Source organism: Saliphagus sp. GCM10025334, assembly GCF_042663485.1.
Classification (GTDB): domain Archaea; phylum Halobacteriota; class Halobacteria; order Halobacteriales; family Natrialbaceae; genus Natronosalvus.
This window is the reverse complement of the sequence record NZ_JBHTAF010000001.1, coordinates 383,501-396,912: the sequence shown is the minus strand read 5'-3', so window position 1 is coordinate 396,912 and position 13,412 is coordinate 383,501. Positions and strand designations below refer to the sequence as shown.

Genomic DNA, 13,412 nt, shown 5'->3' with positions numbered 1-13,412 from the left:
GCCGAAGTGGAGCCACTCTCACCGTTTCATAGTATGACCACACATTGATTATGTAAATATGTCTTAGTATAGCATATTTTTACATTAATTGCTGGAGAGGACACGTCAACATCGACCCGAGCTACTGAGTTCGTCGACGGTGTCGTCTCCGCCTCGTCAGTTCTTCCCCGGCGCGGGCCACCGCGGATCGATCGGTTCCTCGATGCGCTCGAGGTCGCCCTCCGCCAACTCGACATCGACGGCCCCCACGTTCTCCTCGAGGTGGTCGATCGACCGCGGGCCGACGATCGGCACGTCGACGACGTCCTTGTGGAGGAGCCAGGCCAGCGACACCTGTGCGGGGGTCGCGCCCCGTTCCTCGGCGAGCTCTTCGATGACCTCGAGAACGGCCCAGTTCTCGTCGGTGAAGCGCCGTCTCGTGTACTCGTCGGTCGCGGCCCGCACGTCTCCCTCCGGGTCGTCGTCCTGGTCGTACTTTCCGGTCAGGAAGCCGCCGGCCAGCGGCGACCAGGGGATGACGCCGATCCCCTCGCCCGCGCATACGGGGAGGAGGTTCGCCTCCTCGTGGCGATCCACGGCGTTGTACTCCGGTTGCATGCAGACGAACCGCTCGAGGTGCTCGACGTCGGCGGTGTACAGCGCCTTCGTGAACTGGTAGGCCGTCATCGTACTCGCGCCGACGTAGCGAACGACCCCCTCATCGATCAGGGCGTCGAGCGCGCGCAGGGTCTCCTCGATCGGCGTCTCCTCGTCCCAGCGGTGAATTTGGTAGACGTCGACGTAGTCGGTCCCGAGGCGCTCGAGACTCGCTCGACACTGGTCGAACACGTGCTTTCTCGAGAGGCCCTGCTGGTTCGGCCCGTCGCCCATGCGTCCGAAGACTTTCGTCGCGATCGCGAGTTCGTCCCGGTCGTAGGGCTCGATCGCCCGGCCGACGAGTTCCTCGCTCTCCCCGCGGGAGTAGACGTTGGCTGTATCGAGAAAGTTGATTCCGAGATCCAGCGCGCGCTCGACGATCTCGATCGACTGGTCCTCGTCGTCGATCATCCAGGGCTCGGCGCTCCCGAAGTTCATGCAGCCCAGACAGAGACGAGAGACCTCGAGTCCCGTCTCGCCCAGGGTCGTGTACTCCATCTCGTCGGCGTAGCCGATCGTCCGATCCGCCATACCCTGTCACACATCGGTGCCCGACAAAAGGGTGCGGGTGTGGGGCAGCGTCTCAGGTTCTCGAGGGCTGCGAGCGCGGCCAGCGACCGTCCGCCGCCACTCTGCCGATTTCCGAGTCGCTAAGTACCCCGGCGCCAGCCGTTTGACCACTGTCTCGCATGTCTCTCGATTCGAACGACCGCTCGATCGCCGGTTTCACCATGGCGGGCCACGCCCTCGTCCACTGGTTCGAGACCTCGATCCCGATCTTCCTCGTCGTCTGGCTCGCCGAGTTCGACGTGAGTGTTACCCTCGTCGGGTTCGTCGTCGCGCTGGGGTACGCCCCCTTCGGCATCGGCGCACTTCCCGGCGGCGTCCTCGCCGACCGGTACGGCCCGAAGCGGCTCATCCTGCTCTGTCTGCTGGGGATGAGCCTCGCCTTCGTCGTCCTCGCGGCGGCCTCGATTCTGGAGTCTATCTACGCCGTCGCCGTTGGCCTCCTGCTGTGGGGCGTCGCCGCCAGCGTCTACCACCCCGCGGGCCTCGCGCTCATCAGTACGGGCGTCGAGGAGCGCGGCACCGTCTTCGCCTGGCACGGCATCGCCGGCAACTTCGGCATCGCTCTCGGGCCGTTCGTCGCCGCCACGCTGTTGATTGTCCTCGAGTGGCCCGTGGTCGCCGCCCTGCTGGCGATCCCCGGTTTCATCGCCGTCGCTTACGGGCTCAGTGCGAACTTCGACGCGACCGCCGCGGTCGCGGACGAAGTCGACGCCGGGCCGGATAAGGCACTCTCGGTGCCGGAATTTATTGCCAACTCCCGGGCGCTCTTCGCCAGCGCCTTCGCTATCGTCTTCGTGCTCGTCACCTTCGAGGGGCTGTACTACCGCGGCGTGCTCACCTACCTGCCCGAGATCATGACCGGCCTGCCGGCGCTCGAGGGACTCGAACTGTTCCCGACGCTCGAGCGCTACGACATCGACCCTGGCTTCTACGTCTACGTCGGCCTGCTGGTCGTCGGCATGGCCGGCCAGTATACCGGCGGAAAGCTCACGGATCGCGTTCCAGCGGCTCGCGGCCTGGCCGCCCTCTTCGCCGTCCTGGCTGCCCTCGCGCTCGCGTTCGTCCCCATCGTCGACCGCGGCCTTGGTGCCCTGCTCGTCCTCTGTGGCGTCCTGGGCTTCGTCCTGTTCGCCATCCAGCCGTTCTACCAGAACGCCGTCGCCGTCTACACGCCCGCCGACAGCCGCGGGCTCTCCTACGGCTACACCTACCTCGGCGAGTTCGGGTTCGGCGCGACCAGCATCGCCATCGGTGGATTTCTGCTCGGCGAGGCGGGCCTCGCGACCTTCTTCGTCGCGCTCGCCGGATTCGCCCTCGTCGGAGCCACCCTGTCGGCCGCGCTCGCACTCGGTCTCGACCGCCTGTTCGACCGGACGGACGCGGACTCGAGCGCCGACGCGAAGGCCTAGCGCGCTGCTTCGAACCGGTCAGTCGGCTTCTTCCTCCTGAGGGGTGGTTTCTCGATAACGGACCTCGCTGAACTCCGTCGACCCGCACCGACAGCCGTTCTTCGTACCGATCGGTTGCAGTTTTCCGTCGGGCCAGCTCGTGGCTGCGTAGGCGGTCCCGCAGGCGGAACATGCGACGAGTGTACGCTCGCGTTCACCGGAGGGCATCGTTCGTGTATTCGACGGAGAACGATCATCAGGATTGCTTCGCGTTATACAAAACCCTTTTAAGCGATCTATCGATCCGAGCGGCCTGTCTCGGAGAGCGTACTCCCCAGAATGTGTTTTATTCCGCGCCGAAGGCGAGAGGCGACGGCTTGCTGGGAGATGTCGAGTTCGTCGCCGACCTCTGCCATCGTCACCTCCCGGGGGGTCTCGAAGTAGCCGCGGTCGAACGCGAGTACCAGCGCCTCCTGCTGGGTTTCGGTGAGTGCCGCCTCGGTGTCCGTCTCGACCGGAGTCAACGCGTGGAGGCTCGTCAGCGTGACCGGTACGTCCAGCTCCCGACAGCGTTGCTGGAAGGCCGCGATGTCGCTTCGGTCGTCGCCGCGAACGTCGAACGTCCACTCCTGGCTCGTGCCGACGGCTTCGATGAGCGGTATCTCCGTCTCTACGAGCGCGCTGAGTACGCCCGAATACTCGACCGCCCACTCGACGCGCAGCAGATACTCGTCCGCGACGGAGTCGACGAGACGGATGTCTCTGACGCCGGGGTGTTCGGTAAATGTCTCCTCGATGTCGTCGACGACGGTCCCTCGCACCCAGAAGTAGGGCACTACCACGTCCTGTGCGGGGATGATCCGCTCCAGGGAGACCGTCACGTCCGGTAGCTGCTCGAACACGGTCCCCAGCGGGAACTGACTCGAGGGGACAGTAAACGTCGCTTCGGTGGCCATCGTTGAGTCTATTTGTTGTCATCGACCTTCGATTTTGTGGACCGGATCGAAACGAGAGACGTAGTTCGTACGGTCCATTATCGACAGGGAGTCTCATCCGACGAGGTTGGCCGTATGCGGACGGCCGAGATCAGGCCCGTCTACCTCGGGGTGAAACGAAGCCTCAGCTGCAGCGGACCACACCAGTTTTGTCCGCACAGTCGAACCCTCGAGCATGATCGAGGCGACGCTCTGTTTCGTCCTGGACGGCGACGACGTGCTCCTCATCGAGAAGCAGCGTGGACTCGGCGAGGGGTGGTACAACGGACCCGGCGGCAAACTCGAGGGCGGCGAGACGCCTCGGGAGTGCGCCGTTCGCGAGGTTCGCGAGGAAGTCGGCCTCGAGATTCCGTTGAAGGCGCTCGAGCAGGCCGGCGAGCTCACGTTCACTCTCGACGGGGAGGTCCACACCGTCTGTCACGTGTTCCGGACCGAGGTCTACGATGGCGAACCGGTGGCGACCGAGGAAGCCCACCCCGTGTGGGTTTCGGTCGATGACGTGCCCTACGACCGCATGTGGGAGGACGATCACCTCTGGCTGCCCGCGGTGCTCGATGGCGATACCGTCGAGGGAACGTTCGCATTCGAGGGCGGCGGACCGCTCGACGAGGCCGAGTTCGTCGACTACGACCTCGAGCGCGGCGCATCGCTCGAGGAGTGACGGCGTTGGGGCAACCGACGGACTAGTCTCTGACGTCCCGGCCGTCCCTGGCGCGGACCTCGACGTCCACGCCGTTGGGTTCGTACGCGTTCGAGGCGTAGCCTCCTTCGTTCCAGGGGTACTCGTCGTTCTCGAGGGCGTCACGCCAGGCGTCCGGTTCGGATATTCGCGACGGCTGTCGACGGCCCAGGTCGTCGGTCGCGCGCGATAGCAGGGTGTGATGGCCCGGCCGGGCGTCCCAGTCGTACCGGAAGAGTCGCCACGCGCCCGCGTAGTCGGGGCCGAACAATTCCGCGTCGTCCCAGGTCTCACCGCCGTCGGTCGAGACCTCGACGCGGTCGACCCCGTCGTCTCCCGCCCAGGCGACGCCGCGAACCTCGAGCGACGCGTCCGGTCGCACGTCGACGGGCGACTCCACGGATGGCGCGCCGATTAGCGACATTACGTTCGCGTCGAACGTGTACGGGTGCTCGACCGCGCCCTCGAGCTGGGCCCACGTATCGTACGTGTCGACCGTCTCGTTCTGATTGGGTTCGACTCCCTGGGGGTGCACGCGATAGGACTCCTGTTGCCAGTAGGCGTGCTCTCCGGGGCGCTCGAGGCTCCCCTCGGTCACCATCGAGTCCATGACGCGGAGTTCCTCGACCCACTTGACGTTGTTGACGCCGTACCAGCCGGGGACGATCAGGCGGACGGGATAGCCGTGCTCCCGTGGCAAGGGCTCGCCGTTCATCTCGTAGGCGAGGAGGCAGTCGTCGAGGGCTTTCTCGAGCGGAATCGATCGGGCGAAGACGTCGTCGCCGTCGGACGGATCGCCACCGACGGCCGTGAGCCACTGCCCCTCGGAATCGGTCACACCGTAATCGCGCAGAATCGAACTCACTGGCGTCCCCGTCCAGAAGGCGGTGGCTGCGGCCTCGCAGTCCCACTGGACGCTGCCGGTCTCGGGTCGGTGCTGGCCCCGTCCGTTGCCGGCACACTCCATCGTGTGTGCGACTGCGACCGTCGGATACTCTTCTCTGACGTCGGCCATCGAGAGGGTGCCCTCGAACTGGCCGCTGAGCGAGACGGTCCACGCGTCGGCGTCGGCGTCCGGAATGTCGTTTCGATGGCAGACGAAGTGTTCCTCGATCGGCGTCAGCCAGTTCGCGAACGTGCGTCGGCTGGCGGCCCCGAGGACGGTGTACTTGTCGGCCTCGTCTCTCGTCTCCGCGACACCGCCCGCCTTCGCCTCCACGATCGCGTCGATTTCTCTGTGACGGTCCTCTCGAGGGCGTTCCGTGGCCATAGGTGAGTGGCCCACAGGCAGCACAAAATAGCTATCACTCGCCACCGGAGGTTCACCGATGCGCCCTCTCGAACCGTCAGCTCACCGTCTCGAGTCGACGACCGCCTGCTTCTCAGGGAACCAGCACGACCTTCCCCACGCTCTTTCGGTCCTCGATGAACTGGTGGGCCTCGTTCGCGTCCTCGAGCGCGAACGTCTCGCCGACGATTACCTCGAGTTCGCCCTCGGCCAGCCCTTTGGTCAGGTCGGGAACTGCCCGCATGATTCGCTTCGGGTCGTGACGGGACGCCTGACCGAGGTGGAACCCGACGACGGACTTGTTCTCGAAGAGCAGACGTCGGTTCTCGGCGTTCGCAGGCACGCCGCTCGCCACGCCGTAGGTGACCAGCCGCCCGAAGTGCCCGAGAGCGTCGAGACTCCGGTCGAACACGTCGTCGCCGACGCTCTCGAGGACGAGGTCGACGCCCTCGCCGTCCGTCGCCTCCTCGATGGGGTCGCGAAAGTCGACCTCGGTGTACTGGATCGGGTAGTCACACCCGAGGTCGGACGCCAGCTCGAGTTTCTCCTCGGTGCTCGCGGTGCCGAAGACCTCCGCGCCGGCCCGCGAGGCCAGCTGGACTGCCGCCGTGCCGACGCCACCCGCGGCGGCCTGGATCAGGACGGACTCGCCCTCCTCGAGCTCGCCCCACTCGAACAGGCAGGAGTGGGCGGTCAGGAATTGGACGGGGAAGCCGGCGGCTTCCTCGAAGCTCATCCCATCGGGGATGGGCAGGAGCATCTGCGCGTTGGCGGTGGCGTACTCGGCGTACCCGCCCCCGCCGAGCATGCCGACCACGCGGTCGCCTTCCTCGAGGTCGACGCCTTCACCCGCGGCGTCGACGGTTCCGGCGGCTTCCATCCCGGGGACGTACGGCGGTTCCGGCCCACCCGGATACACCCCGCGTCGCTGCATGACGTCCGCGAAGTTGATCCCCGCGGCCTCGACGTCGATCCGAACGTCGCCCGGTCCCGGTTCCGGAACCTCACGCTCGGTGTACTCGAGTCGGTCGCTGTCGCCGTACTCGTTGACTTCGATGGCGTGCATGCTGGTCATAGTTTTCGAGTGGACGGTTCGTCCCCTCGCCGCATAAGTGACCGACAACCGGAAGGAACCGGCGCCGGGTTTCTCGAGCGACGGTGAGGACTCGAAACGCTCACACACCTTCGCATCGTTTAAGAGCGCGCTGGCAGACTGTCGAGGTATGAGCGACGAATCACAGGAACTCGGGATCACCGAGTCCAAGAATCATCGACCCGGCGAATGGTACGCCGAGGTCGTACAGAAGGCCGGCTTAGCGGACTACGCCCCCATGGGCGGCTTCATCGTCACGAAACCGCGCGGGTACGCGCTGTGGGAGACCCTCCAGGACACCCTCGACGGCTGGTTCAAGGAGACCGGCGTCACGAACGCCTACTTCCCCCTGTTCATCCCCGAGAGCTACCTCGAGCGCGAGAAGGACATCGTCGAGGGATTCGACCCCGAGGTCGCGTGGGTCACCCACGGCGGACACAACGAACTCGAGGAGCGCCTCGCCGTCCGGCCCACCAGCGAGTCGATCATCGCGCCGTTCATGGCCGAGTGGACGCGTAGCCACCGCGATCTCCCCATGCGGCTCAATCAGTGGTGCTCGGTCGTTCGGTGGGAGGCGACGGACACGAAGCCGTTCTTCCGCACGAAGGAGTTCCTCTGGCAGGAAGGTCACACCGCCCACGAGACCAACCAGGGAGCCTGGGAGGAGGTATGGACGCGACTCGAGCAGTACGAACGCGTCTACGAGGAACTGTTCGCTATCCCCGTGCTGAAGGGGAAAAAGCCCGAACACGATAAGTTCCCCGGCGCCGATACCACGACGACCGTCGAGTGTCTGATGCCCGACGGCAAGTCCGTCCAGGGCGGTACGAGCCATCACCTCGGCCAGAGCTTCGCGGAGGCGTTCGACATCACCTTCGCGGACGAGGATGAGGAGGAGCGGACCGCCTACACGACCTCGTGGGGGCTCTCCTGGCGCGCACTCGGGGCGCTCATCATGACCCACTCCGACGACCAGGGGCTCGTCTTGCCCCCCACCGTCGCGCCCACGCAGGTCGTCATCGTCCCCATCTGGCAGGAGGACACCGAGGAGCAGGTCCTGGGCTACGCTAACGAGGTCGCCGACGAACTCGAGGCTGCTGGCTTCCGCGTCGAACTCGACGACCGCGACGAGCGCAATCCCGGCTTCAAGTTCAACGAACACGAACTCGAGGGCGTCCCCCTTCGGATCGAGATCGGCCCCAACGAGGCCGACGACGGCGAGGTCACGCTAGTCCACCGCCCGGACAACGAGAAGACCGTCGCCGACCGTGAAGGCGTCGCCGACACCGTCGACGAGCACCTCGACGAAATCTACGAGAAACTGTACGAGGCCGCTCGAGAAACCCTCGAGTCGAACGTCCGAACGGCCGACAGTCCTGAGGAAATCATGGGGACGATCGGACGCCACGGCGGCTACGTGAAGGTCCCGTGGTGTGGCGACCAGGCCTGCGAGGAGGCCATCAAGGAGAAGGTCTCCGCGGAGATCGTCCTCCAGCCCCTCGCCGAGGAGAGCGCCGAGACCGACGGCGAAGCTGCGGCGCCCGACGACGAAGACGCCAGTTGTACGGTCTGTGGCGAGCACGCCGATCAGCTGGCGTACTTCGCCAGAACCTACTGATCGAGCGGTCCTCTCCCCTGTTCGTCTCGAAACGTTCTTCTGGTGCCCGTGTGTTCGCGTAGCGGCGCCCTCGAGCCCTCGTCTCTCCGTGAACGGGTGTGTGCGAGTGTGAGCAAATGAGTGAGCGTGAGCGCAGGGAAATGTGTGGAAGGGAGAGTGAGTGAATGAGTGACTCACCCGAACCTAATCGTTTAGCCCCATAGTGCATATGGCTCCGGCGGTGACTACCTATCGTGGTGTGCATCCAGCGGATGGACACTACGTGCCTCTGACACTTTCTCTGGCGACGATTCTCACCGAGCGAGAGCGATGTGACCGCCGGCCGGCCGCAAACCGATTTACCGAGCGTTCAATGCCCCTCCTGCGCCCCTAGTACGCGCTTTCGTATTCTCGTACACCCTTACGGTTTTAATTCCCTAATATGGCATTATAATACCCTTAGTCATAATGGGGTATCCTCTTGTGGGTGTGGGTCACTCGAGTGTGTATGACACAGCCACACAGTGACTCGTCTCACGGTGAGCGGGGCCTCGCCAGCCCCGTAGACGAACGGTCGAACTGCGGTCTCGGTGTCGTTATGGACCTCGACGGCGAAGCGAGCCACGACGTCGTCGCCGACGGCCTCGAACTCCTCGTCAACCTCGAGCATCGAGGCACTACCGGCGCCGAAGAGAACACCGGCGACGGCGCGGGGATCGTGCTCCAGACGCCCGACGCCTTCTTCCGCGATGAACTCGACGTCGACCTGCCGTCGCAGTACGCCGCCGGATCAATCTTCTTCCCACAGGAAGACGCCGCCCGCGAGGCGCTCGTCCACCTCCTCGAAGACACCCTCTCTGAGTACGGACTCGAGACCCTCGCCTGGCGGGACGTGCCGACGAACAACGACGAGCTGGGCACGACAGCCCTCGAGTCTGAACCAGACGTCTGGCAGGTGTTCGTCTCGGCTACGGACGAACTGGCCGACGACGACTTCGACCATCGCCTCTACGTCGCCCGGCGCGCGCTCGAGAACGCGGTCGAGGACGCCGACATCGACGGGTCCGATCGATTCTACGTCTGCTCGCTGGACTCGAAGACGCTCGTCTACAAGGGCCTGCTCAAGGGCGAGCAGGTCGCCGACTACTACCCCGACCTCGCCGACGAGCGCCTCGAGTCGACGTTCGTGATGGTCCACGAGCGCTTCTCGACGAACACGCTCGGCGCCTGGCACCTCGCTCACCCCTACCGAAACGTCGTCCACAACGGCGAGTTCAACACCATCCAGGGCAACGTCAACTGGATGCGCGCCCGCGAGACGGATCTCGAGAGCGAGGTCATAGACAATCTCGACGCCGTCAAGCCCGTCATCAACGACCCCGACCAGTCCGACACGGCGAGCGTCGACAACGCCGTAGAACTGCTCGTGCAGAACGGGCGCGACCTCCCCCACGCTCTCCGCATGCTCGTTCCCGAGGCCTGGCGCGGCGACGACCAGATGGACCAGGCGCGCAAGGATTGGTACGACTTTCACGCCTCGCTCGTCGAGCCGTGGGACGGCCCCGCGCTCGTCGCGGCGACCGACGGCGAACGCGTCGGCGCCGTCCTCGACCGGAACGGCCTGCGCCCGTGCCGGTACGACGTGTCGACCGACAACCGCCTGATCGCCGCCAGCGAGGCCGGCGCGCTCGAGACCCCACCAGAGAAGATCGCCGAGCGCGGGCGGCTCCAGCCCGGTCAACTGTTCTTGGCCGACCCGAACGAGGGCCGAGTCATCCCGGACGAGGAAGTCTTCGACGGCCTCGTCGAGGACCGCTACGGCGAGTGGCTCGCCCGCGAACAGGTTCGCGTCGAGGACCTCCTCGAGACGGCCGACCCGGAACCACGCCAGGCCGTCGACGGACTTCGCTCCCACCAGGCCGCGTTCGGCTACACCCACGACGAACTCGAGAATCTGATCGAGCCGATGATGCAGAAGGGCAAGGACCCCATCGGCTCGATGGGCGACGACACGCCGTTGTCGGTGCTCACCGAGTTCAACCGGCCGCTGTTCTCGTACTTCAAACAGCTGTTCGCGCAGGTCACGAACCCGCCGCTCGACTACATCCGCGAGGAGCAGGTCACTTCGCTCGAGTCCCGGCTGGGATTCCAGCGCAACCTGCTCTCGGAGTCGCCAGAACACGCCCGCCAGTTGGTCCTCGACTCGCCCGTCCTCACCGACGCCGAACTCGAGGCGATTCGCGACTGTCAGACGAACGACATTACGACGGGGACGGTTGACGTTACCTACGATTGCAAAGAAGCCGCCGACAAACCCGACGGCGAGGCCCTCGAGGCGGCCATCGAGCGCGTCCGCGAGGACGCCGTCGCGACCATCGAGGCCGGCAACGACGTCGTGATTCTCTCTGATCGTGACGTCGACGACGGCCGCGTCGCGATCCCCAGCCTGCTCGCGATTGGTGCCGTTCACCACCACCTCGTGCGAAACGGCCTGCGCAACCACGCCGGAATCGTCCTCGAGTCGGCCGACCCCCGAACCGTCCACCACGTCGCGACCCTGGTGGGGTACGGCGCCGACGCGATCAACCCGTACCTCGCCTACCAGACTATCGCGGACCTCACGGCCGGCTCCGACGGCGCGGACACCGGCGTGGCCATCGACGCCTACGTCGGCGCGCTCGAGGACGGCCTCCTGAAGATCATGGCGAAGATGGGCATCTCGACGGTCGAGAGCTACCAGGGCGCCCAGATCTTCGAGGCCGTCGGCCTCGACTCGAGCCTCGTCGGGGAGTACTTCGAGGGGACCGAGAACCGCACCGAGGGGATCGGCCTCGCCGAGATCGAAGCGGACCTCCTCGAACGCCACGTGACCGCCTTCGGCGACGAGGCGACTCTCGACCGACAGGGCGAGTTCGAGCACCGCTCGGGCGGCATCCACCACCAGTGGAACCCTCAGAGCGTGGGAACGCTCCAGCAGGCCGTTCGATCCGGCGACTACGGACGCTACCAGGAGTACGCCGAGGGGATCAACGACCAGTCCGCCGACCTGCGGACCCTCCGCGGACTCCTCGAGTTCGACTCGGATCGCGAGTCGATCCCGCTCGAGGACGTCGAGCCCGTTGCCGACATCGTTGGGCGGTTCTCGACGGCCGCGATGAGCCTCGGGAGCCTCTCGCCGGAGGCCCACGAGAACAACTCCGTCGCGATGAACCGCATCGGCGGGAAGAGCAACTCCGGCGAGGGCGGCGAACCGCCCGAACGTTTCGGCACCGAACGCGAGTGCACCGTCAAGCAAGTCGCCTCCGGCCGCTTCGGCGTCACCAGCACGTATCTCTCGAGCGCGGACGAACTTCAAATCAAGATGGCACAAGGGAGCAAGCCCGGCGAGGGCGGCCACCTGCCCGGCCAGAAGGTCAACGAGATGATCGCCCACGTGCGCAAGTCGACGCCCGGCGTCGGCCTCATCTCGCCGCCGCCGCTGCACGACATCTACTCGATCGAGGACCTGAAACAGCTGATCTTCGACCTGAAGGCCGCCAACGAGGACGCCGACATCAACGTCAAACTCGTCTCGGAGGCTGGTATTGGCACCATCGCCGCGGGCGTCGCGAAGGCCAACGCCGACGTGGTCCACATCTCGGGCCACTCCGGCGGCACCGGCGCCTCGCCTCGGACGTCGATCAAGCACGCAGGCCTGCCGTGGGAACTCGGGCTCGCCGAGGCGAATCAGATGCTGTGTGCCATCGGATTGCGAGACCGGATCCGCGTCTCGGCCGACGGCGGGATGAAGACCGGCCGCGACGTGGCCGTCGCCGCCCTCCTCGGCGCCGAGGAGTACGTCTTCGGCACCGCCTCCCTCGTCGCCGAGGGCTGCGTGATGGCCCGCCAGTGTCACAAGAACACCTGCCCGGTCGGCGTCGCCACCCAGCGCGAGGACCTCCGCAAGCGATTTCCCGGCGAACCCGAGCACGTCATCAACTTCATGACGTTCATCGCCCAGGAACTGCGCGAGATCATGGCCGACCTGGGCTTCGAAACCGTCGAAGAGATGGTCGGACGCGTCGGGGTCCTCTCCCAGCGCGAGGACGTCGACCACCCGAAGGCCCGCACCGTCGACCTGTCGGCCGTCCTGGCCGAACCTGAAGGCGACGTCCGGACCAAGATTCGGGAACAAAACCACGGCCTCGAGGATCACCTCGACCGAACCCTCATCGAGGAGGCCAGCGCGGCCATCGAGGACCGGACTCCCCGGACCGTCGAAACCGAGATCACGAACGTCGACCGCGCTGTCGGCACCATGCTCTCGAACCGGGTGACGAGCCGCTACGGCGAACCCGGCCTCCCCGAGGATACCCTCACGGTGGACCTCGAGGGCACCGCCGGCCAAAGCTTCGGCGCGTTCCTGGCTCACGGCCTCTCGTTCCACCTCGAGGGGAGCGCGAACGACTACGTCGGCAAAGGACTGTCGGGCGGAAAACTCACCGTCCGAACGCCCGAGACGGCCGCGTACGAGCCGACCGAGAACGTCGCCATCGGCAACGTCGCCCTCTACGGCGCGACCGGCGGCGAACTGTACGTCAACGGCGTCGCCGGCGAGCGCTTCGCGGTTCGCAACTCGGGCGCCAAGGCAGTCGTCGAGGGTGTCGGCGACCACGGCTGTGAGTACATGACCGGCGGCGTCGTCGCCGTCCTCGGCGAGACCGGGACGAACTTCGCAGCCGGTATGTCCGGCGGCGTCGCGTACGTCTTCGACCCCGACGCGGAACTCGAGCGCAGGGCCAACACCGGCATGGTCTCGCTCCACGAGGACCTCGAGGAGGCCGACGAGGCCATGCTCGAGCGCTTGCTCGAGAACCACGTCGCCTACACCGGCTCCGAGCGCGGGCGGGAGCTCCTGGCGAACTGGGAGCACGCGCTCGAGTCGTTCGTGAAGGTCATGCCCGAGGCCTACCACCAGGCGATCACCGAGGACGGGCGGGACGACGTCCGTGCCGAACTTCCCGAATCACCAGCGGTGGGTTCCGAACCCGAATCGCCGGAGTTCGCCACGAGCGACGATTGAGAGGGACGCGCGAACACTAGCACGGCGGTCAGGTGGTGGACGGCCCCGACTCGTTACGGTCGCTCGAATCGGCCACGCTCGAGCGAACGTGGTGTCGTGGGGCG

Annotated in this window: 8 protein-coding genes; 4 read left to right on the top strand and 4 right to left on the bottom strand. The window is 65.9% G+C overall.

All coding sequences use genetic code 11. The annotated features are described in order from the left end of the window. Positions 1-156: 156 nt before the first annotated feature. Entirely contained in the window at positions 157-1,134 is a 978-nt protein-coding gene (locus ACFQO4_RS01760) for an aldo/keto reductase (protein ID WP_500260439.1), read from the bottom strand. A 191-nt stretch (positions 1,135-1,325) separates the two neighbouring features. On the opposite strand from ACFQO4_RS01760, the gene ACFQO4_RS01755 reads away from it, so the two are divergent. Continuing rightward, positions 1,326-2,615, top strand: coding sequence for an MFS transporter (locus ACFQO4_RS01755; protein ID WP_500259287.1), 1,290 nt, complete (start codon positions 1,326-1,328; stop codon positions 2,613-2,615). Between the two features lie 275 nt (positions 2,616-2,890). Here ACFQO4_RS01755 and ACFQO4_RS01750 read toward each other — a convergent pair whose 3' ends face one another. Further along, complete coding sequence (locus ACFQO4_RS01750; RefSeq protein ID WP_500259286.1) at positions 2,891-3,550, bottom strand: helix-turn-helix domain-containing protein; 660 nt, start codon at positions 3,548-3,550, stop codon at positions 2,891-2,893. 214 nt (positions 3,551-3,764) lie between these two features. Between ACFQO4_RS01750 and ACFQO4_RS01745 the strand changes: the two genes are divergently transcribed. Further along, complete coding sequence (locus ACFQO4_RS01745) at positions 3,765-4,250, top strand: 8-oxo-dGTP diphosphatase (RefSeq protein ID WP_500259285.1); 486 nt, start codon at positions 3,765-3,767, stop codon at positions 4,248-4,250. 22 nt (positions 4,251-4,272) lie between these two features. Here the strand turns inward: ACFQO4_RS01745 and ACFQO4_RS01740 are convergent, their stop codons facing one another. After that, positions 4,273-5,538, bottom strand: coding sequence for a sulfite oxidase (locus ACFQO4_RS01740; protein ID WP_500259284.1), 1,266 nt, complete (start codon positions 5,536-5,538; stop codon positions 4,273-4,275). Between the two features lie 112 nt (positions 5,539-5,650). Continuing rightward, on the bottom strand, positions 5,651-6,622 hold the full coding sequence (locus ACFQO4_RS01735; protein WP_500260438.1) for a quinone oxidoreductase family protein: 972 nt from the start codon (positions 6,620-6,622) through the stop codon (positions 5,651-5,653). Between the two features lie 157 nt (positions 6,623-6,779). Here ACFQO4_RS01735 and proS point away from each other — a divergent pair, with 157 nt between their 5' ends. Further along, on the top strand, positions 6,780-8,267 hold the full coding sequence (gene proS / locus ACFQO4_RS01730) for a proline--tRNA ligase (protein ID WP_500259283.1): 1,488 nt from the start codon (positions 6,780-6,782) through the stop codon (positions 8,265-8,267). Between the two features lie 487 nt (positions 8,268-8,754). Further along, complete coding sequence (gene gltB / locus ACFQO4_RS01725) at positions 8,755-13,308, top strand: glutamate synthase large subunit (RefSeq protein WP_500259282.1); 4,554 nt, start codon at positions 8,755-8,757, stop codon at positions 13,306-13,308. The last annotated feature ends 104 nt before the right edge of the window (positions 13,309-13,412 follow it).